Raw genomic sequence first — 21,070 nt, 5'->3', positions numbered from 1 at the left:
CCAAAGCCCTTTTTTATTTTCGAAGCAATACATACACAATTGCTACTTTACTTTCTTTCTTATAATGGCAATATTTAATACCGATAGGAACAGAAATATGCCTACTCCTATTAGAATTGTATATATAGAAAAAGTAGCCTCGTTTATAGGAAACATTTTACCTAGAAACTCCTGATATTTTGTTCTTGCGACAAAAGTTATCAATAAAGATATAAGCAGAATAATCAGATTGAGACTAACAATGAGCCATTCATAAGGCTTTACCACTGCAGATTTTGGATAACCAATCAACCGCAGAGTACGCAATTTGTTCATGTTCTTCTCTAACAGCAAATAGATACTCAATATCAAGATAAAGAAAGACAAGATACAGATTACAACCCCAACAGAAATAACTATCCCTATTATAATCTTTAGAAAAAAAGAAATCCTGCTGGCAGTAGTATTATCTCCACTAATCTCGAACCCTCGGTCTTTAAAGTATCCTGAAAGATTAGGATCGGCTATATTAGACACCTCAACAATCAACCGTGAAGGTTGCGTTGATCCTCCTCCAAATTGCTGATTTGCCCATTCCATAAAAGGCTCAGGCACAAGTATCGAATTTAGTCGGTTAGAAAAGCCTACAATACGGCCTTTCATTTGCTGACGTTCGCCATTCTTTGCAGTTATAGTTATATTCAGATTAATCAACCCAATCAATTGTTCCGAAATCTGCGGCATTGAGCTAGCTCCTGCAAAACCAAAGTTATACAAATCCAGATAATTTTTAGGAAGAATGATAGGTACAGTATTGTCCACTGGAGAGAATCTCCAACTATTAGATACTACATCTATAAACTCATCGGGTACCGACTCAAAAAACATCTCTGTATTGAATGCAATACCCAATTTTTGACTATTGAAGCCTCCAAACACATTAAATTGAGAAGGAGTAAAAGCTCCTACATGTTTTATAAAAGGCTGACTCTTCAACTCATCTATTTCGCTTTGGCTAAAGCCATTCGATTTAGATGAAAGCCCACTTAATAGCCCGACCTTTTTAGTTATGGTTAAATAATCTTCCTTTAACAGTTTGTCCTTACCTGAGAAAATCGGATTAATATCGAAGTAAAACTGGAATGCCAGTAAAACAATACTCATCCCGATCAAACTCGTAATAGAGAAACCAATCAGTTGTGATTTACTTATATTTTCACGCAATAATTTCCAGATCAGTTTCATAGAGCAAATGTTTTTGTGTACTCCAATGGCAGTTGTTTACCAATAGATGTGGCAATAATACCTGCACCTTGCTGAGAAGCCTCTCTCTGAAGCAATACAGCGGCAATAGAAGCATTTTTATCATCAAGGTGGCTAATGGGCTCATCAAGCACTAAAAAGTCAAATGGCTGACACAAACAACGAATAAGAGCTACACGCTGTTGCTGCCCCCACGACATTTTTTCGACTAAAGAATTTTTTTTATTACCAATTCCCAATAAATCGAACATCTCATGAATTTGTCTGTTCTCTTTGTAGCGAGTCAGATTATTTTTCAATAACACATTTTCAAAAGCTGTTAATTCGGGAAAGAGGCAAAGCTCCTGAAATAAGAGACTTATTTCGGTATTCCTCACTTTATCCCAATGCCTTGCTTTGAATCTGCGGATATTTACATTGTTGAATATAATATCTCCCGAATAATCGTCTCTATAGCCATAGATATAACTACAGAGCGAGCTTTTTCCTGTACCCGAATTGGCTTCTATCAAATAATTGTTGCCTTTTTCCAAACTAAAATCCTGCAACCAGATATCCGATTGTAAGTCTCTTTCGCCAGCAAAAATAAGGGGAAGTGTATTCCGGAAAGTTATTTTATTCATCTCATCTAACAAATAGTCCTCCAAAGCTGGAGATTAACTGATCTAGTTGTTTGCAAATAACAGCCAAACTATTTTGGTCTTTTGTAGCCAACTCTAGTTTACCGACTCCAGTTAGATCACTTGCACTTGCAAATTCATATTTACCAAACTCACTTAAGAATGGTCCAAAAGATTGGAACGCAATGTTATTTGCCGTGTAAGATTGCAGAACCTGCAAATCGCCAAACATCACGATAGATTTATCTTTGATGATCTCCGAATAGTTATTAGCAAGATTCGAAGCCTTCATGTTATTATACACAACCTCATTATTGGTGAAGAAGAATGTATTACCATTTGCACCCCAATAAACATCTACATTATTACTACTTATCTTAAAGTTTGATGGAGATAGTTCAGTATACTTAAGTTCACCACCAGCCAATTGCAGCTTAATAAAATCGATCACCTCCGTAGGATTAGAAATATCTGCAAAGAAAACAAACTCAGGAGTTGGAGCTCCCATATCGCTAAAAATATCGTCTTGCTTTTTAGTTGCAGTTTTAGATGTAATAGCAAGAGTTATATCACCATTCAAATCTTTTAATATCTTTTGGATTTCGTCTGGCTCTACACTCTCAGGTAGTTCTTTCGTTAATAGTTCGATAAACCCTAATTTCTCCAAGTACGAATAAGCACCTTCTCCTTTTACATTTGCCGATGCTAAGAATAATGGGTCGCTAGAAATGTATTTTAATTGATCTCCTTTTATATTACCACTCAACTGAGATAGTAGGTCTTTAAACTTCTTTTCAGCCTCAGCATTATCATAGAAATACTTATTCTCAAATTTCACTTCTCCCTTTTCGAAAGAAGTATATATGCCTGTAGACACACCATCTATATCAGCCAAAAATTTCTTAAATGGAATAGTCACTTCTGTTGCTTTAGCTAAACCTGCTAAATCAGGTAGAGATTTATCAAGACCTTTCATCGAAAAGAAAGTAGAAATATCTTTTTTGCTTTTCAAAAACTCAGTAAAAGCTGCATTCGAATTAATACTCTTATCAGCTCCTTGCTTCAATTGCTCTTTAGCTAGTTCAGCTAAATTAAGTGGTTCGCCAGCTTCATTGCCGTTACCGTATGCCGAAGCAATGTCAACTAACAACAATAGCTTATTTCCGTTCCAAGCCAAGCAGGTTTGAGATTCAGGGGCAACAGTATATACGCCTCCATCTTTCTTAATATCCTCTTCTTGCACCAAAGAAAATTTCACCAGTGCTTCTTTTATTTTATCAGCATTGTTCACGCCTACTACAACTCCATAAACTTTATAGTCTGTATAGAAATACAAATCGTTCTTAAGGTTTATTCCTAAAGAATTGGCATCGCTCAGAAAGCTATCCAATAATTTTACAGCAGATTCATCTTTCAATGTAACCTTATACATTCCAATAACCTGTTGAACCATTGGGTTGGCAAAAATATCGTATTCCGATTTTGTTACCAATGCTTTAGCATCTACACAAACCACATAATTTGCACCAGCCGGAATAGCATCTATCGGATCTTTAGAATCGCTACATGAGGCGAAGATGAGCAAAGTCATTAAAACAGCAAAAAATACATTCTTACTAGTCATTGTATATTTATAATTTATAAAAAATAATCTCTTAAATTAAAGACACGAAAGGATGGCATAATTGATAAGCCATCCTTCCTATATTTTGAGACAATCAGTATCTAATTATTTGATACCTAATTCTGCTTTTACTAATTTACCTGCATCTACTGCACTAGTAGAAACGTAAGGAACTGCTCCTACTTCGATAATATATGTAAATCCGTTTTTGTCTCCTACAGATTTGATTGCTTGTTGCAACTTTTGTTGAACAGGAGCCAATTGTTGTTGACGTAGATCTTGAAACTCTTTTTCACTGTTTTCGTGATAAGTTTCATATCTTTCTTGGATTTGTTGAATTTGTTTTTGACGATCTGTAAGAACTGCTTCTGTTACTTCTGCAGTAGAAGCTTTAAATTCTTCCAGTTTTTTATCATACTCAGCTTGTATAGCAGCCAAATTCTTTTGAATTTCTTCTTGTTTAGCAGACAATTTTGTCTCTACATCTTTAATCTCAGGCATTTGAGTAAATACTTCCTGAGTATTAATATAGGCTAGTTTATCTTGTGCGTACACTCCTACTGGAGCAACAATAAGAAAAAGGATTACTAATTTTTTAAACATAATGCTTCGGTTTCTTTGTTTTTATTGTTTTTTTAATTCTTTGATCGCAAATGTATATAATTTATTTTGAATATCCGAGTTTAGATAAAACTTCATTACTGATATCTATACGTGGAGAGGCAAAAATAATACTAGTGGCTGATGCTCTGTCCAATACCAATTGATATCCCTTAGTATCTGAGATTTCTTTTACTGCATTATAAATATCATCCTGTATAGGTTTAATCAGAGCCTCACGTCTTTTGAAAACTTCGCCCTCGGGACCAAAGTATTTTCGTTTAAGTTCTTGTACGGCTTTCTCTTTTTCAACAATTTCGTTCTCTCTCTTCGTTTTTTGATCTGCTGATAAGAATACTATTTCTGACTGATAAGTCTTATACATATTCTGCACTTCTTGCTGAGAGGTCTCCACTTCTGTTTGCCATTTTTTTGATATAGCTTCCAATTGTTGATTGGCCGTTTCGTAGCTACTTATATTTTTCAATATATACTCCATATCAATAAGTGCAAACTTTTGCGAATAGCCACTTGCTGCAAACGCAATAAATAATCCGAATAATAAAATAAATTTCTTCATAATGTCTCAAAATTTATTTCATACATATATAAGACAACTATTTCTCTAATTAGTTTACTGCACAACACGTAAATAGTGTTAAAATCAACATTTATTAAAACTCTTGACCGATAATAAAGTGGAATTGGCTTCCTCCATACTGACGGCTATTGTTGACTTTATCAAATCCATAAGCCCAATCGATACCGATAAGTCCGATCATAGGTAACATGATACGTGCTCCAAATCCTGCTGAACGTTTAAGATCAAATGGATTGAAATCTTTAATATCACTCCAAGCATTACCTGCTTCCACAAATGACAAGATATAGATTGTTGATGATGGCTCAAGAATCAATGGGTAACGAAGCTCTAGAGCTAAACGAGTATATGCACTTGCATAATATCCGATAGATCCATTTTCGTATCCACGAAGTCCAACGATTTCAGTCGCATATCCTGAAGAAGCTCCAGACATACCATCACCCCCCATATAGAATGTTTCGAAAGGAGATTTCTTGTGTTTGTTGTAATATCCAACCAAACCATATTCAGCACGAGTCATCAATACTGGAGTCTTTTGTATAGAAGGCATCAAAGATGTAAATGTCTTAGATTTAAATTTCCATTTATGATACTCTACCCATCTGTATTTCTCTCCTGCATCAACCCCTTCAACATCATTACCCATAGCAGCATAATCGACTCCATTCCATGCAGAATAAGGAGGAGTTGCTTGTACACTTAACGAAAACTGAGTACCTCTACGAGTATATATAGGGTTATCGATAGAGTTACGAGACAGTGTTACAGATGCACTAATATTGTGACTTTGTCCATTACGAACCAAGAAATAATCCCAGTTTTTCATGCTGTATAATTGGTATGATAAACCTCCTTCTAATTGGAAGTAGTCATCCGGCCAATTTAAACGTTTTCCGTAACCAACAGATATACCAAAGGTTTTAATAGACTTATCAGGGTCAAGAGAGTTATTCAGATACGACTCCGAAAATCCTGAGTTATATTGGTTATTATAATAATTATTCAAATAACTATTGTTGAAGAAACTACTGTTTACACCTGTTTGGATAGAATAGTATGCTCCAACTGAAAGGAAGTTAGGACGCTTACCTCCAAACCAAGGGTCGGTAAATGATACCGAATAAGATTGGTAGTACTTACCATTCGTTTGTCCACTCAATTGTAAGGTTTGTCCCTCTCCTTGAGGTATAATTCCTTTATACGATCCTGGATTTAATAAATTCTTCAAAGAGAAGTTTGTAAACTTCAAGCTCAGACGACCTAATATACCTGTTTGTCCCCATCCTGCTGAAAACTCAACTTGGTCATTGGCTTTAGAAACCAACGGATAAGCTATATCCACAGTTCCCGACTCTCTATCTGGCTGAACATCCGGTTGTATCTTTTCAGGGTCAAAGTGTCCCATTTGAGCAACCTCACGTAACGAACGCATCAAGTCTTCACGGCTAAATAATGCTCCCGGTTTAGTTCTAAGCTCACGTCTAACAATATCTTCATATAGACGATCATTACCCGAAATCATTACTTTTCGTATTGTAGCCTTAGGTCCTTCAAAAATACGTATTTCAAGGTCAACCGAGTCTTTATCAATATTTATCTCTACTGGATCTGCCTGATAGAATATATAACCATTGTTGTAATAGTAATAATTACCCACAGCATCATCATCTCCTGTTAAACGAGCCGATAATTTCTTTTGATTATACGTGTCTCCGGGTTTCATATTCAATACCGCATTCAATTGATCTGTTGAGAATTCTGTATTACCAACCCAATTTATATTACGTAAGAAATATTGTTGCCCTTCGTCAAGCTTAATATCTATTTGGACTTTTTTATCGTTATACTTATATACTGTATCCCATAGAATACGAGCATCACGATATCCTAATTCGTTATATTTAGCAATCAGATTTTGTTTATCTGCTTCATAATTTTCGGGTACATAATTTGTTGAACGAAGGAAGTTTCGAACCTTAGCAGACATAGTATGTTTATGCCTTGTTTTCTTCATCGCCTTTTCGAGCGTTTCATCAGAAACCTCAGTATTACCATCTATGGTAACATCATATACTTTAATTTTCTCTTTCTTATCTACCGTAATTTTCAGAATAATCTGATTCTCTTTCGATAAATCTTCAACTTGTGTTATAGTAATAACAGCATTATTAAATCCTTTATCATCAAAGTATCTTTTGATTATCTTCTTCGCACCATCTACCATGTTAGGAGTAATCTGATTACCCTTTACCATGCCCAGTTTGCTTTCAATATCTTCTCTTTCGCCTTTCTTTATTCCTTCATAGGAGATATCAGAAATACGAGGACGATCTTTTAATTCAAGATTTAACCATATTTTATCACCAACTATTTTAGTGGCAGTAATTTTAATTTCCGAAAAAAGTCCTTGTTTCCAAAAACGTCTTACAGCATTTGTTATTTCAGAACCGGGTATCTCAATGTTATCACCAACTGATAATCCGGAAAACCCTATAAGTACAAAATCTTCATACATCGAATTCTTAACACCCGACACTGTTATATCTGCTATCTGATACTTTTTGGGAGTAAGACTATAAGTTATTACAGGAAGTGGACCATTATCAACAGAACTAGTTGAATTCGCTATTGCTTCATTCACAGCTTTTATTGCCACACTATCCGTTTGTTGGACTTGTGCGTCAATTTTAAAAATAAAAGATGATAATAATAAAGCAAATAAACCTCTTTTGAGCATATTCTTTTTTTGTTTAATTCTATTAACTGTTGATTTGTTCACTTGTTTTACCAAAACGTCTTTCACGGCATTGATAATCTACTACTGCCTCATATAATGCCTCTTCGCGAAAGTCGGGCCATAGAGTCTCTGTAAAATGGAATTCAGAATAAGCCGCCTGCCATAGTAGGAAGTTGCTTATTCGGAGTTCTCCTCCCGTACGAATCAACAAATCGGGATCGGGAATACCTTTTGTTGTCAAAAAATCACTAATTGTAGATTCATCAACATCAGTTAATTCCCCTGAATTTATAGCCGCAGCTATCTTTTTTGTAGCTTCTGTTATTTCCCATCGCGCAGAATAGCTCAAAGCTAATACTAGCGTAAGACCAGTACTTACAGATGTTTCTTTAATACTGCCATCAAGAGCCGCACGAGTTTGAGCCGGTAATCGATCTAAATCTCCGATAGCTTGTAGCCTTATATTATTTTTAAGAAGATCAGGTGTTTCTCTTGATACCGATTCAATCAAAAGAGACATAAGAGCTTCCACCTCTTCGGCAGGTCTATTCCAGTTCTCGGTCGAAAATGTATATAATGTAATATATGAGATACCTAGTTTTGCTGCTGTTTCTATCACTTTTCGAACTGATACAGCTCCTTCTTTGTGCCCAAATGTTCTATCAAGGTTGCGTTGCTTCGCCCAACGTCCGTTACCATCCATAATGATGGCTACGTGTTGTGGTAATCGATTTTTATTTATTTTCTCTAAAAGCGACATCTATTTTTCTCTTTATATATGAATTAAGGTCTTAAACCTTTTTAATGCTTTTATTAGTAATTCGCCCCCTTAGCTGTATTAAGTAATAGTACCGCTAAATACTTAATATAAACTATCTACGCACGATTTGCTACGTACACCAAAATCCCAAGTGACTGAGAACATAGTCAAAATATACCAGTCTTTATTCTTGAAAAAGCTACTCTTTATATTATACGGGTCATCTAAAGATAAACCTCCATCTTTAGAAGTTACATCAAACGAGTCACCAAATAGTTTTCGGAACGAAAATTCAAATCCTAGATTTAAGCGATCTTTCCATTTATATTTAAGGCCCATGCCCAATGGCAAATTCATCCCCAAAAAGGTTTCGTCTCCCGAACCAACCGTAAGTCCCAATCCTGTAAAAATATAAGGAGAAAACCGCCTCGTTCCAAGATACTGATATTTATCACTATAATGGAAGAAGTTGTATTCGATCTGCCCTCCTACTTCATAAAACGTTCTTTTAAACGAAGTATTTTGCTGATTCGGAAAAACATTGCCCGATTTACGGGTATCACCAGAAACGCCGCCAATCAGAATATTCCCCTTGTAAGCCCATCTGAAGTTTTTATTATATCTCAATACTGCTCCAAGTGCAAAATTAGGATTCTGAAATGGGTTAGTCTTATTGGCATCTCCCATATACGAAGATATTCCGGTCATACCTCCTATTTCGTATTGATACTCTTGAGAAAAGCTATTCGCAGAAGAAATCAGTCCCATGAAAACTAACAGGAGAATATATATCTTGCTTCTATCTTCATGCTTACGTCTTCTCATCAAATAATCTTGTTCTACATAAATATGTGAATAACTCTATTTTCTTTAAGGCAGCTTACATTTAACGTATAAGGCTATTTAGACGTCCTCTCCAGACATCTGATACTCCTTTGTTCGCTGATACTCCTCCGAATATCCAGATAAAGTTATTGCTATCAACAATAGCCGTTTGTCCTGTTCGTGCTGTAATAGCCGAATCAAATTTCTGTTTATTGGGAGCTATCACCCACGATTCGCCCCATAAAGCAGATATATAAAACTGGTTATTGCTCAATGCGTATAAATTATCTCCATAAACAAAATTAGAAAGACCCGCTCCTTTAAAAAGAGTATTCTTTATAAATGGAGACATCTCCAATCCATCATTCGAGTCTTTAATAAGCCAAGTATAAGCCAACTCTGTACCAGTAATGCTTGCACCACCGGTTAAGATTAGCATTCTCTTATTCTTATTGGTTGTAAAACTGGTATAAGAAGCGGCTTTTTGTAAAGGAAAATTAGATGGAACTTTATTATCATAAGGAGATACACTAATATTTGCCACCTCTGATATGGTGATTAAATCCTTAGTCTTTCCAAAATAATACCCATCCCCTCTATAATAGGTAACCAATAATTGGTCATTCGCTCTGTCATCTGCCGGTAAAACTCCCAAAATTGAAGTTAACACTTTTCCGCTCGTTAGCTTTGTCCAATCTTTACCATTAGCCGACTTATAAGAATTTCCTGTTTGATCTAAAGCATAAAAAACTCCATTCAACAGAAAAATACTTTCAGGTTTCACATTAGCTGGGAATCCTGATAAAGTTTGTTTTGCCCAACTTAAAGTCGAAGATTTATCACTCGAATACAATAGAGCCGAATTGCCGCTGATTGCATAGGTGTAAAAACTATTATCTTTTAATAACGTTTTTGATTCTCCAAACACACTTGGGTATGAGGTCATTTTCTGCCACAACATAGTATCAGGATCTATCTTATGAGTGCGAATATCAATATCATAAGTTTTTAGATTTCCACTTGGCGATGTAACAGTAAATGTAACAGGCAGTTTAGCAAAACTTATAGAGTCTGTCAAGTTCCAAACATAACCATTAATTGAGTCCGGAGTAGTCACTAAGACCTTACTTGGCTGATAACTTGGGTTAAATGTTATAGCAACTTTTACCGAATCGAGTACTGTACCATAAAGCAATGAATCCGGATTATAAATAACTCCAGCTACTTGGTCAATAGCAAATTTAGTTTTCCCAACTCGTATAAAACGAATAGAATCTTGTGCTCTTTGAACAGAATCTTTACTTATAGGAGCAATTGCTGTTATCGAAAAAGAATAAATTTGAGCGTCTTTCGATCCAGAAGAAGTATAGTCTGTGGTGGTGTCGTTATCACTACAAGAGGGAAATAATAAAAAAAGGAGTAAACCCGAAAATAGATAAGTTATATACTTTATATTCATTTTGTTTATACGGTTTTATACAGTATCAGTGTGCAAAAATAGAAAGATTTTCCACTAAAACTCGAAGAAACATAATATTTATAATATTTTATAATTCTGAGTGTTCATCAAATGTATAGCATGGGAGTCTATGATTTTTCGATCATCAACTATTTCACCTTGTATATTGGGAGCTTTTGTTCCCTCCACAAAGCGTTTGTCAGCAACTTCTACATAGGCTTCGTCCCAAGCTCCGCGATCAATAAAGCTTTGTAATAGAGAGGCTCCCCCTTCAACAAGTAGAGAGTCTATTTTTCTTTTATTTAACTCTTTCAAGACTGATGGGATGAGATCTCGATCGAACAAAACATGTACAAAGTTTGTTTTATCATGCAGAATCTCTGATCCTTCCGTAAAAACGATTGTATTTACTTTGTTATCAAAAAGATGATAATTTCGAGGAATTCGTCCGGTTCTGTCCAGAACTATTCTTTCAGGATTTTTTCCAAACCACAAACGTGTTGTAAGCGAAGGGTTGTCGTTTACCGCTGTATTTGTTGCAATCATAATAGCCGAAACCTCCGATCGCAATTTATGCACAAGAGTCTTTGTTAAGTTATTAGAAATTGGGGTTGGCTCTGCCACTTCTCCATCTTTTCTCTTTTTATCAATAAAACCATCTTTAGTCTGTGCCCATTTTAAGTATATATATGGTCTGTTTTGAGTTTGTGAAACAAAAAATGCCCTGTTTAAATATTGAGCCTCTTTTTCTAACACTCCTATTATAACTTCAATGCCTGCTTCTTCCAGCATCTTCACTCCTCTACCCGATACTTTGTGATATGGATCGAGAGTTGCTATTACAACACGTGGAATACCCGAGTCTATAATCAACTGTGAGCATGGAGGAGTTTTACCATAATGCGAACAAGGCTCTAAAGACACATAAATGGTCGATTCTTTTAATAAGCTTTTGTCTTCGACTGCATTAATAGCATTGACCTCAGCATGCGCCTTTCCATATTGACGATGATAGCCTTCTCCTATTATTTTGTTATTATGTACAACCACAGCGCCAACCATCGGATTAGGAGCAACATACCCTTTTCCGCAGGAAGCCAACTGCAAGCATCGTTTCATATATTTGTCGTCTGTAAACATCTCTTTATTGTTTCTAGAAATCCAATACTATTTAGAACTGTAAACCTATATAATACATTAGCAAGTAAACCATTATATTCTGCTCCAATTTAAATAACTCTCTTTACATTTTTTATTTCCTTAATATAAGAAAGCCATCAAGTACACTTGCCTTTTGCTCTAAATTATCTAATTTTGCCGTTATGCAAGATATAATCCTAAATATCCGAAAATCACTATCCGATTTTTATCCTGATACTGAAATTTCAGGACTTATCCGACTATTGATCGAAAATGTAACTAAATCATCAATTCCAGCTCTTTTATCAGACAAAAGTAAGAAAATAACAGAAGAGGAGCTTCTAAAAATAGACAAGATTGTAGAACGTCTACAAAATTTTGAACCGATACAGTACATATTGGGAGAAACTGAATTCTACGGATTACCTTTTGTCGTGAATGAAAATGTACTTATTCCCCGTCCCGAAACGGAAGAACTTGTTGAACTTATTCTGAAAGAAAATAAAACAGATCAACCCCGAATTCTGGATATAGGAACAGGAAGTGGCTGTATTGCAATCTCTCTAAAGAAATATCTCCTTAAGAGTATTGTCGAAGGATGGGACATTTCAAAAGGAGCGCTAGAAGTCGCTAATTTAAATAGCAAAAACAATTCTGCTAACGTCCTATTTACTCAAGTTGATATACTTGGCGAATATCCCAATCAACGAACTTTTGATATAATTGTAAGTAATCCTCCCTATGTATTGGATTCAGAAAAATCTGAAATGCATACTAATGTATTGAAATACGAGCCTCATACAGCTCTTTTTGTAGCAGACAACAACCCCTTGGTATTTTATAATCGGATAGCTGATGTGGCTACACAACTACTAACAAATGGCGGTAAACTCTATTTTGAAATAAATAGAATGAAAGGACAAGAAACAGTAAAAATGCTTGAAGACAAGGGCTTCTCTAATACCCAACTGATTAAGGATATTTCAGGTAACAACCGCATTGTAAAAGCGGAATATCATAAAGTAGAATGAGATACTCCGAAACCCAAGCTTTACCCAAGATTGCTGCTTACTGCTCGAAAGCTGAAAGAGCAGAATCTGATGTCCGTAAAAAACTTCAAGGATGGGAATTAGAAGAAGAGAGTTGTGAAAGAATTGTAGCTCGATTAAAAAAAGAAAACTTTCTGAACGAAGAACGTTATTGCAGAAGTTTCATAAAAGATAAGATACAATTTAATAAATGGGGCAAGGTGAAAATTGTATTTGAGTTGAAGAAAAAACGTATTTCAGAATCTACAATCAATACCTGCTTCGAAGAGATAGAAGGTTCAGATTTTGAGACTCCTCTTATGAAAATACTCATCACCAAAACCAAAAGTGTAAAGGCTTCTAACGATTATGAAAAATGGACTAAACTAGTCCGTTTCGCAATGGGCAGAGGCTATTCTTTCGATCAAATAAAGAAATGTTTATCAAAAATATTGGATACCGATGGTGAAGACTATTTTGAATCATTTCTTTGAACTCTTTTTTCCTCGTCTATGCGTTTGTTGTGAAGAAAGGCTTGTTAGTAGTGAAAAATTTATATGTTTGAATTGTCTACACCAACTACCCAAGACCAACCATCTTACAAGTGTCAATAACAAATTAGAAGTGTTTTTTGCAGGACGTTTCCCTTTTGTCCGTATAGCTTCATTCGCTTATTTTGTAAAAGGAGGAGATATCCAAAAAATTATTCACGAAATCAAATACAAAAACAATCCTCACTTGGCTGTGTATGTAGGTGAAATATGTGGGAGAGAGATCCTAAAAAGTAGTTGTTTTGAAGATGTAGACTTTATAGTTCCTATACCTTTACACAAAAACAGATTAAAAACCAGAGGGTATAATCAGGCTCTAATGCTTGCAAATGGAATATCAAAACAAACAAATATTCCCGTAAACACGGATAATTTGATTCGTATTATAGACAATCCGTCTCAGACCAAGAATTCAAAATTCGAAAGATGGAAAAATACAGAAGGTATATTTGGAATAAAAGACGAAGATCAATTTAAGGATAAACACATTCTACTCATTGATGATGTCATCACAACCGGATCTACATTAGAGGTTTGTGCAAAACTAATAACATCATGCCCAGAAGCTAAAATAAGTATATTTACTGTCGGGTTTGCTGTGTAATTTTACTCTTTTTCAAGCACTTGTTCTGCTTCAATCTCAACCACGCCTCCCTTTACTTGCTGCATCTGTCTGGTACGTCTATAAATAAACATATTTATCAATAGACCTAAGCCCAAATCGAGTACAAGAACAATATTACAGTTCAGATAACTGAGTAAAACCCAATTACTCACTATAAGAAAGGTACTAGTTAAAACAATCACAAATACAGTTCTCTTTTTAGAAATCCCCAGATCAATCAATTTATGATGTATATGATTCCTATCAGGAGAAAAAGGAGCTCTACCCATAGATATACGAACAAACATCACCTTTAAAGCATCGAACAATGGAATAAACAAAGCAACCAAAACCAACAACAATAAGCCTGAAGGTACAACATCCACACTTGGAGGATACTTAACTAACCTCAACATCATAAAAGCAAGCATATAACCCAATGTTAGTGAGCCAGTATCTCCCATAAATATTTTACGAGTGGGATGGAAGAAATTATAATAGAAGAAAGGCATTAACAACCCTATCATTATAAAGGCTATGCCTGCGTATGTCCACATACCATAGAGTCCAAACAATATGCCATACATAACTAAAGCAACAAGGCTCACACCTGAAGCTAAACCATCGGCTCCATCAATTAAATTTATAGCATTCGTGGTGAACATGATTAGCCCGATACTTAATAAAACTCCTATAATATCTGGAATTTCATATATACCTAACAAGCCATATAGATTATCAATATAGACACCGCTACCAACGATACAAAGGGAGGCTACAAATTGTATTACAAATTTCTTTTTAAAGCCAACACCTACTAAATCGTCTTTAGCACCTAATAAGTATATAACTAGCAAGCCACAGACAAGAAGTAATATTTCGGGTATTCTATAAAAGAACAGCTCTTCGTCCCAAATTTGAAATCTAAATCGTAAGAAAAGAGAAAATAAAGCCACTAAAAGAATTACGGGAGTAAATGTAATTCCTCCTAAACGAGGTATTGGACAACTATGTTTTTTCCTCTTATCAGGTAAATCGAATAAACGTTTCTTCTTAGCAATATAAATTACTCTGGGTAATAACATCATTTCGATGATAATCGCAATTACACACGCAATTACTATGATTACGATATTATATAGTTTTATTTCTTCCATGACATGATATTAAGCTCTGCAAAAGAAAAACGTGCAGATCTTGCAAATATTGTAATCTGTTGTTGATTTAGTCAATAAATCTTTTTGTGATCTCTGAAAACGCATCTATACGACGGTCTCTAAAAAAAGGCCAAATGCGTCGTACATCTTCCGATTTTTTTATATCTATCTCTATTAGCTGATTCTCTTCTTTATCATCTGATCCTCTCCAAAGTATCTCACCTTGAGGACCTGCAACAAAACTGCTTCCCCAAAATTGAATACCATTTGTTTGATTTGACGGATCGGGCTCGTGTCCTACTCTGTTCACAGAAACTACGTGCAAACCGTTTGCAACAGCATGTCCGCGTTGAGAGATAGTCCATGCATCTCTTTGTCTGTTTTTTTCGTCGTCTGAATCCGTTGACTCCCAACCAATAGCTGTCGGATAAATAAGGAGATCTGCCCCTGCTAATGCCATTAAACGTGCAGCTTCAGGATACCATTGATCCCAACAAACAAGAACACCCAATTTACCTAAAGACGTTTCAATAGGTTGAAACCCCAAATCTCCAGGAGTAAAATAAAATTTCTCATAATAAGCAGGATCGTCCGGTATATGCATCTTACGATATTTACCTGCAATCGAACCATCTTTTTCTATAACTACCGCTGTATTGTGATATAACCCGGGAGCTCTTTTCTCGAATAAAGAAAGAACTAATACAACACCTAATTCTTTAGCCAACAATCCAAACTGATCAGTCGATGCACCTGGTATAGTTTCTGCCAGATCAAAAACATCTGTATTCTCTGTTTGACAAAAATAAAGTGAGTTATGTAATTCTTGTAATACTATCAGTTCAGCACCTTTTACAGCAAGATCTCTAATATTATTTTTTAGTTTATCTATATTAACTTCTATATCCGAAGTATTCGATTGTTGTACTATTCCTATTTTCATTTTTCGTATTATTTAAGATTACACAAAACCTTCAGGATACTGCATAGTAATGCAATGCAATGACCCATGCTGTTTGATAATAGCAGAACAATCTACTCCTATTACTTTTCGATTTGGGAAAGCCTTTTGCAATTGCTCTAGAGCCACTACATCTTTGTCTGTATTGTAGAATGGAAGAAGTACAATCTCATTCATTATTAAGAAATTGGCATATGTTGCAGGGAGACGTTGTCCATCTACAATAACTTTATTAGCCATAGGTAATGTAATTAACTTGTAAGGATTCCCTTCAAGATCACGAAACTTCTTAATCTGCTTCTCCATTTTTAAAAGAGCATCATAATGTTCATCAGCCTGATCCTCACATTTTACATAAGCAATGGTATGCTCATCGCACAAACGGGCTAATGTATCGATATGGCTATCTGTATCATCTCCTGCTAAATATCCATGATCCAGCCACAACACTCTCTCTAGACCAAAAATATCAATCAAATAATTTTCGATTTCAGCTTTGGTGAAGGCTGAGTTTCTATTAGGAGATAATAAACATTCGGAAGTTGTCAACAATGTGCCTTTTCCATCCGATTCCAAAGCTCCTCCTTCTAATACAAAGTCTTTTTTATTGACGTATTTTACATCAGATTGAAAAGTTTTAGTAACAAACAAACCTCTGTTTATCTGATTATCATAATTAGATGGAAACTTAAGTCCCCAACCATTAAATGTAAAATCTAATACGTATTTTTTATTGTTTTGGTCAAAAACCGAAATCCCTGCATGATCGCGCGCCCAAGTATCATTTGTTGGTAGTTCTACCAAAATAAGATTTTGAAGAAGACTTTCGTCAACATTCAATCTCAATTTTACAGCCGCATCATCACGACAAACAATAATTAGTTTTTCGTATTGAAGAATTATCCGTGCTAAGTTTATATAGCATGTAGTTATTTCTTCGAGCATATAATCCCAATCTGTTCCATAGTGAGGCCATGTTAACTGAATTGCACTTTGGGGATGCCACTCTGCGGGCAAAGTGTATGATTTTTCTTTCTCTTTTTTCATTATCCTAAGGTCTCAGACCTATTTAAAATTTTGACAAGCATAACAATGATAAACTGTTATGTATTTAAACATCTCAGTAATTACCTTTGTTTACTTAGATTTGAGATGCAAAATTACATATTTTGCAGCATCTTATGCAAACAAGCCACAATTAAATATTTAATTGTGGCTTGTTTTAAGTTTTACTTAACTTATTCAGTTCATAGCATCTCTATATATAAGAAAGTATCATATTAAGCACTTACGATTTCCATTGTATCGGAAGCAATCATAAATTCCTCATCTGTAGGAATTACTACAATCTTAACTTTCGAATCAGGAGCGCTAATAACAGCTTCATCCCCATGAATCTCGTTGTTTTTATCAAAATCTAATTTAACTCCCATAAATTCGAGATCTTTACATACTATCTCTCTTGTTATAGAGTGGTTTTCGCCAATACCTCCAGTGAATATAAGTATATCCATACCACCTAAAGCAGCAGCATAAGCTCCTACATACTTCTTTATACGATAAGTGAACATATCGAATGCAAGCTCGGCTCTCTTATCGCCTTTATCTACCCCGGCACGTATATCTCTCATATCAGATGACAATCCTGAAATACCCAACAAACCGCTAAATTTATTAACGATAGTAGACATGGTTTGAGGTCCTACATTTTCCTTTTCCATGATGAAAGACAAAACGCCTGCATCAACATCACCCGAACGAGTTCCCATCAATAGACCTTCAACGGGAGTCATTCCCATACTTGTGTCAACAGATTTTCCTTCTGTAACAGCAGCTAAAGAACCTCCATTACCAATATGTGCTGATACTATTTTTTGGCTTTCGTAGGGAACTCCTAAAAATTCGCATGCACGACGGGTTACATATCTATGGCTAGTACCATGGAAACCATAGCGACGAATCGCATATTTTTCGTACAACGAATAAGGTAAACCATACATATATGCTTTTGAAGGCATTGTTTGATGGAATGCTGTGTCGAATACCGCTACTTGAGGTATATCACCCATCAAGTCTTTAACAGCATTAATACCAGCTAAATTTGGTGGATTATGAAGAGGTGCAATATCTATACACTCTACCACTTTCGCCATTACATCATCAGTGATAAGCACACTTTTGTTGAACTTTTCACCACCATGTACTACACGATGACCTACTGCCTCAATCTCACTTAAAGATTTAATACAGCCATATTTTTCACTGGTCAATACTCCTAATATATATTCTATACCCGATTTGTGTTCCAAAATCTCACCTTCGAGTATAACTTTGTCATTTTTGAAAGGAAACTTCAAGAAAGAACCTTTTAATCCTATTTTCTCAATAGCTCCCTGAGCAACTACTTCTTTGCTTTCCATATCGAAAAGCTTGTATTTTATGGACGAACTTCCACAGTTCAGTACTAATATTTTCATGATCTTTTGCTTAAATTAAATTGTTAGGTGACACTCGTTTATCCGCTTCATCATAAATATAGAAACCTCTTCCTGTTTGCACACCATATTGTTTAGAATGATACAATCTCCACAAAATTGGCGATGCTTTGTACTTACGATCTCCATATTCATTGAACATGTCTTCCATCAACATAACAATTTTTTCAATACCCAAAAGATCTGCTAATTCAAATATACCGTAACGTTGTCCATAAATAACAGTGAATTCTTTGTCGATATCTTCCATCGAAGTCAAATTCTCCATTAATATATGACACGCCTCATTCAACATAACCGTCATCAAACGCATACTAACCAAGCCACTACTCTCGCGAACTTCTATTGGCAGGTGTTTGATTAGGTTTGAGAAACGAATTACTTTTTCTACTACTTCCGGAGAAGTAAACGTTCCTTTTACAATTTCGAGCAATCTTGCATCGCTGTGAGGAATAGGAAAATGCAAACTCACGCAACGCTCTTTATATTTCAAGTCAGCCGAAAGCTCACTGATAATAACTGTGGTTGCATTGGTTGCAATAATAGCATCGGGCGAAAGAACTTCTTCCAGTTTCTTGAATACTTCTTTACGCAGTGTTGTACTACGTTCGCCATTTGCTTCGTAACGAATACACTCTATTACAAAATCGCAATCTCTAAGGTCTGAATAATCCAAAGAACCAGTGATACGTCCCATTGTACCACGTTTCTCCGTTTGAGTCAGTCCCCAGTTTTCTATTTTTGTATCTAAGCTATGCTCTATTTCTCTTAAAGCATCTTGTATTTTGTCTTCTGATATTTCGATAAATACTACCTCCATACCCGATTGCGCCGTCAGATTAACGATACTGCGTCCATCACGACCGCAACCGACAACACCTATCTTCGAGAATAATGCTCTCTCCTGATCCTTTTTACTTAATCCGTAACCTTCTATCGGTTCTACTATTTCAGCCATATTTAGTGTTATTTAAACTTCAATAATTAAGGGTATGTACTTTTTATTTCTTTTTCGCAGCTATTGCCTGATTAGCAGTTACAGCTACCATCTTATAGATATCGTCTACCGAGCATCCTCTTGATAAATCGTTAACAGGAGCAGCCATACCTTGTAAAACAGGACCTACCGCTTCGGATCCAGCCAATCGCTGTACCAACTTATAACTGATATTGCCAACTTCTAATGTAGGGAATACAAGCACATTGGCTTTACCTGCAACCAAGCTTCCGGGAGCTTTACTGTTTCCTACCGATGGAACTAATGCCGCATCAGCTTGTAACTCTCCGTCAATTTCTACAGTTGGGTCTATTTTTTTCGCCAAAGCCGTAGCTTCAACTACTTTGTCTACCATAGGATCTTTTGCACTTCCTTTTGTTGAGAAACTCAACATAGCTACTCGTGGCTCTTCACCAACAAGAGCTCTTGCTGTATGTGCTGATGCTATTGCAATTTCCGCTAATTGAGGTGCTGTTGGGTTTGGTGTTACAGCACAGTCTGCAAATACCAATACTCCACTAGGTACATATTCGTTGTCTTTTACAAACATCATAAATGCTCCCGAAACAACACTTATTCCTGGTGCAGTTTTTATAATTTGTAATGCCGGACGTAATACATTTCCGGTTGTATTTTGAGCTCCTGCAATTTCGCCATCAGCATCGCCATTCTTAATCATCAAACAAGCCAAATACAATGGATCTTCTGCCAATGTCACTGCTTGCTCTGGAGTCATACCTTTAGCCTTACGTAATTCGAAAAGTAAATCGGCATACTCTTGCTTCTTTGCATTATCTTTAGGATCAACTATCTGAGCCTTATCAATATGAGTTAAATTAAATTTTACAGCCAGATTTTTTATTTCGGTAGGATTTCCTATCAGAATAATTTCGGCAACACCATCAGCAAGCAATTGATCTGCTGCTTTTATTGTTCTTTCTTCTGTTCCTTCGGGCAAAACAATGCGTTGTTTGTTTGCTTTTGCTCTGGCAATGATTTCATTAATAAGATCCATAGTCTACTATATATTAGTCTTTAAAAGATTGAATACAACTTAATTTTGAATGTTATAACATCAATCTTTTTATTTAGTTTTTTTGTTAACACAAATATAGTGAATTGTAACATGGACTTTACAATTTTAAACAACAAAATTATTCTCTATTTAATAAACATTAAATGTTTTGCTTTGAAAGTTGAGTAAACTGATGAATATATCTCATTCCCATAGTCCAACTAAATATAAAAACTCTCTTCTAAACAGTCTTTATTGGGGCAAAAAATATCATAAACATTTGTTTGACAGAAAATAACTACTATCTTTGCACCGAATTTTTAATCAAAATAAAAAACGAATTATGTATTTAGATTCGCAAAAGAAAGAAGAAATCTTCGCTAAATACGGAAAGTCTAACACTGATACTGGCTCACCTGAAGCGCAGATTGCATTGTTTTCGTACCGTATTTCGCATTTGACTGGTCACTTAAAGTCAAATCACAAAGATTATAACACTGAACGTGCTCTTAAAATGTTAGTAGGTAAACGTCGTCGTTTATTAGATTACCTAATTGAAGTAGATATCAACAGATATCGTGCTATCATCAAAGAGCTTGGAATCAGAAAATAAAATCTTTTCCAAAAGCATAAAAGTTACTCCTCAGCAAT

General features: G+C 35.4%; 20 protein-coding genes. 4 read left to right on the top strand and 16 right to left on the bottom strand.

Annotated elements, in window-relative coordinates:
- Positions 1-42: 42 nt before the first annotated feature.
- The 10 genes from IR022_RS11975 to ribD form a co-directional block, all read right to left on the bottom strand.
- Positions 43-1,224 carry an ABC transporter permease gene (locus tag IR022_RS11975; protein WP_194203859.1) on the bottom strand — a complete coding sequence of 394 codons (1,182 nt, stop codon included), beginning with the start codon at positions 1,222-1,224 and terminating at the stop codon, positions 43-45.
- Positions 1,221-1,865 (bottom strand): ATP-binding cassette domain-containing protein, encoded by a 645-nt coding sequence (locus IR022_RS11970; RefSeq protein WP_194203858.1) that lies wholly within the window; start codon positions 1,863-1,865, stop codon positions 1,221-1,223. The genes IR022_RS11975 and IR022_RS11970 overlap by 4 nt, the downstream gene beginning before the upstream one ends.
- A gap of 1 nt (position 1,866) precedes the next feature.
- Complete coding sequence (locus tag IR022_RS11965) at positions 1,867-3,486, bottom strand: DUF4836 family protein (RefSeq protein ID WP_194203857.1); 1,620 nt, start codon at positions 3,484-3,486, stop codon at positions 1,867-1,869.
- Positions 3,487-3,591: 105 nt separating this feature from the next.
- On the bottom strand, positions 3,592-4,089 hold the full coding sequence (locus IR022_RS11960; RefSeq protein ID WP_050709185.1) for an OmpH family outer membrane protein: 498 nt from the start codon (positions 4,087-4,089) through the stop codon (positions 3,592-3,594).
- A 61-nt stretch (positions 4,090-4,150) separates the two neighbouring features.
- Complete coding sequence (locus IR022_RS11955) at positions 4,151-4,666, bottom strand: OmpH family outer membrane protein (protein ID WP_050709184.1); 516 nt, start codon at positions 4,664-4,666, stop codon at positions 4,151-4,153.
- 94 nt (positions 4,667-4,760) lie between these two features.
- On the bottom strand, positions 4,761-7,427 hold the full coding sequence (locus tag IR022_RS11950; protein WP_050709183.1) for an outer membrane protein assembly factor: 2,667 nt from the start codon (positions 7,425-7,427) through the stop codon (positions 4,761-4,763).
- 22 nt (positions 7,428-7,449) lie between these two features.
- Entirely contained in the window at positions 7,450-8,187 is a 738-nt protein-coding gene (locus IR022_RS11945) for an isoprenyl transferase (RefSeq protein ID WP_194203856.1), read from the bottom strand.
- A 102-nt stretch (positions 8,188-8,289) separates the two neighbouring features.
- Complete coding sequence (locus IR022_RS11940) at positions 8,290-9,012, bottom strand: DUF6089 family protein (protein ID WP_050709181.1); 723 nt, start codon at positions 9,010-9,012, stop codon at positions 8,290-8,292.
- 61 nt (positions 9,013-9,073) lie between these two features.
- Positions 9,074-10,471, bottom strand: a complete 1,398-nt coding sequence (locus tag IR022_RS11935) for a DUF6242 domain-containing protein (RefSeq protein ID WP_194203855.1) — start codon at positions 10,469-10,471, stop codon at positions 9,074-9,076.
- Between the two features lie 78 nt (positions 10,472-10,549).
- Positions 10,550-11,611 carry a bifunctional diaminohydroxyphosphoribosylaminopyrimidine deaminase/5-amino-6-(5-phosphoribosylamino)uracil reductase RibD gene (gene ribD, locus IR022_RS11930; RefSeq protein ID WP_194203854.1) on the bottom strand — a complete coding sequence of 354 codons (1,062 nt, stop codon included), beginning with the start codon at positions 11,609-11,611 and terminating at the stop codon, positions 10,550-10,552.
- Between the two features lie 182 nt (positions 11,612-11,793).
- On the opposite strand from ribD, the gene prmC reads away from it, so the two are divergent.
- Genes prmC through IR022_RS11915 form a run of 3 tightly spaced genes read left to right on the top strand, consistent with a single transcriptional unit; the run spans position 11,794 to position 13,794 of the window.
- Positions 11,794-12,642: a peptide chain release factor N(5)-glutamine methyltransferase gene (prmC, locus tag IR022_RS11925; protein ID WP_194203853.1), complete on the top strand. Its 849-nt coding sequence runs from the start codon at positions 11,794-11,796 to the stop codon at positions 12,640-12,642.
- Positions 12,639-13,133, top strand: coding sequence for a regulatory protein RecX (locus tag IR022_RS11920; RefSeq protein WP_050709177.1), 495 nt, complete (start codon positions 12,639-12,641; stop codon positions 13,131-13,133). Before prmC ends, IR022_RS11920 begins: the two co-directional genes overlap by 4 nt.
- The gene (locus tag IR022_RS11915) at positions 13,102-13,794 is read left to right on the top strand and encodes a ComF family protein (protein WP_199330306.1); all 693 of its coding nucleotides are present in this window, start codon (positions 13,102-13,104) and stop codon (positions 13,792-13,794) included. Before IR022_RS11920 ends, IR022_RS11915 begins: the two co-directional genes overlap by 32 nt.
- A gap of 2 nt (positions 13,795-13,796) precedes the next feature.
- Here the strand turns inward: IR022_RS11915 and IR022_RS11910 are convergent, their stop codons facing one another.
- From IR022_RS11910 to pta, 6 genes are all read right to left on the bottom strand, one after another.
- Positions 13,797-14,951, bottom strand: coding sequence for an MraY family glycosyltransferase (locus tag IR022_RS11910; RefSeq protein WP_194203852.1), 1,155 nt, complete (start codon positions 14,949-14,951; stop codon positions 13,797-13,799).
- Between the two features lie 67 nt (positions 14,952-15,018).
- On the bottom strand, positions 15,019-15,903 hold the full coding sequence (locus IR022_RS11905; RefSeq protein ID WP_317174068.1) for a carbon-nitrogen hydrolase: 885 nt from the start codon (positions 15,901-15,903) through the stop codon (positions 15,019-15,021).
- A 9-nt stretch (positions 15,904-15,912) separates the two neighbouring features.
- A complete protein-coding gene (locus tag IR022_RS11900) occupies positions 15,913-16,959 on the bottom strand; it encodes an agmatine deiminase family protein (RefSeq protein WP_194203850.1) in 1,047 nt (348 codons plus the stop codon).
- A gap of 233 nt (positions 16,960-17,192) precedes the next feature.
- On the bottom strand, positions 17,193-18,389 hold the full coding sequence (locus IR022_RS11895) for an acetate kinase (protein WP_050709173.1): 1,197 nt from the start codon (positions 18,387-18,389) through the stop codon (positions 17,193-17,195).
- Positions 18,390-18,399: 10 nt separating this feature from the next.
- On the bottom strand, positions 18,400-19,365 hold the full coding sequence (locus IR022_RS11890) for a 3-hydroxyacyl-CoA dehydrogenase family protein (protein WP_050709172.1): 966 nt from the start codon (positions 19,363-19,365) through the stop codon (positions 18,400-18,402).
- A 43-nt stretch (positions 19,366-19,408) separates the two neighbouring features.
- Positions 19,409-20,419 (bottom strand): phosphate acetyltransferase, encoded by a 1,011-nt coding sequence (pta, locus tag IR022_RS11885; protein ID WP_194203849.1) that lies wholly within the window; start codon positions 20,417-20,419, stop codon positions 19,409-19,411.
- 343 nt (positions 20,420-20,762) lie between these two features.
- On the opposite strand from pta, the gene rpsO reads away from it, so the two are divergent.
- Complete coding sequence (gene rpsO / locus IR022_RS11880) at positions 20,763-21,032, top strand: 30S ribosomal protein S15 (protein WP_050709170.1); 270 nt, start codon at positions 20,763-20,765, stop codon at positions 21,030-21,032.
- Positions 21,033-21,070 lie beyond the last annotated feature (38 nt).

Source organism: Dysgonomonas sp. GY617, from assembly GCF_015233815.1.
Lineage (GTDB): Bacteria > Bacteroidota > Bacteroidia > Bacteroidales > Dysgonomonadaceae > Dysgonomonas_A.
Note: the sequence above shows the minus strand (reverse complement) of the source record. Positions and strands in the feature narration are given on the sequence as shown.

Coding starts and splice junctions, on each gene's coding strand:
- IR022_RS11975 (WP_194203859.1), bottom strand. CDS start 1,224: ATGAAACTGATCTGGAAATTATTGCGTGAAAATATAAGTAAATCACAA.
- IR022_RS11970 (WP_194203858.1), bottom strand. CDS start 1,865: ATGAATAAAATAACTTTCCGGAATACACTTCCCCTTATTTTTGCTGGC.
- IR022_RS11965 (WP_194203857.1), bottom strand. CDS start 3,486: ATGACTAGTAAGAATGTATTTTTTGCTGTTTTAATGACTTTGCTCATC.
- IR022_RS11960 (WP_050709185.1), bottom strand. CDS start 4,089: ATGTTTAAAAAATTAGTAATCCTTTTTCTTATTGTTGCTCCAGTAGGA.
- IR022_RS11955 (WP_050709184.1), bottom strand. CDS start 4,666: ATGAAGAAATTTATTTTATTATTCGGATTATTTATTGCGTTTGCAGCA.
- IR022_RS11950 (WP_050709183.1), bottom strand. CDS start 7,427: ATGCTCAAAAGAGGTTTATTTGCTTTATTATTATCATCTTTTATTTTT.
- IR022_RS11945 (WP_194203856.1), bottom strand. CDS start 8,187: ATGTCGCTTTTAGAGAAAATAAATAAAAATCGATTACCACAACACGTA.
- IR022_RS11940 (WP_050709181.1), bottom strand. CDS start 9,012: ATGAGAAGACGTAAGCATGAAGATAGAAGCAAGATATATATTCTCCTG.
- IR022_RS11935 (WP_194203855.1), bottom strand. CDS start 10,471: ATGAATATAAAGTATATAACTTATCTATTTTCGGGTTTACTCCTTTTT.
- ribD (WP_194203854.1), bottom strand. CDS start 11,611: ATGTTTACAGACGACAAATATATGAAACGATGCTTGCAGTTGGCTTCC.
- prmC (WP_194203853.1), top strand. CDS start 11,794: ATGCAAGATATAATCCTAAATATCCGAAAATCACTATCCGATTTTTAT.
- IR022_RS11920 (WP_050709177.1), top strand. CDS start 12,639: ATGAGATACTCCGAAACCCAAGCTTTACCCAAGATTGCTGCTTACTGC.
- IR022_RS11915 (WP_199330306.1), top strand. CDS start 13,102: ATGGTGAAGACTATTTTGAATCATTTCTTTGAACTCTTTTTTCCTCGT.
- IR022_RS11910 (WP_194203852.1), bottom strand. CDS start 14,951: ATGGAAGAAATAAAACTATATAATATCGTAATCATAGTAATTGCGTGT.
- IR022_RS11900 (WP_194203850.1), bottom strand. CDS start 16,959: ATGAAAAAAGAGAAAGAAAAATCATACACTTTGCCCGCAGAGTGGCAT.
- IR022_RS11895 (WP_050709173.1), bottom strand. CDS start 18,389: ATGAAAATATTAGTACTGAACTGTGGAAGTTCGTCCATAAAATACAAG.
- IR022_RS11890 (WP_050709172.1), bottom strand. CDS start 19,365: ATGGCTGAAATAGTAGAACCGATAGAAGGTTACGGATTAAGTAAAAAG.
- pta (WP_194203849.1), bottom strand. CDS start 20,419: ATGGATCTTATTAATGAAATCATTGCCAGAGCAAAAGCAAACAAACAA.
- rpsO (WP_050709170.1), top strand. CDS start 20,763: ATGTATTTAGATTCGCAAAAGAAAGAAGAAATCTTCGCTAAATACGGA.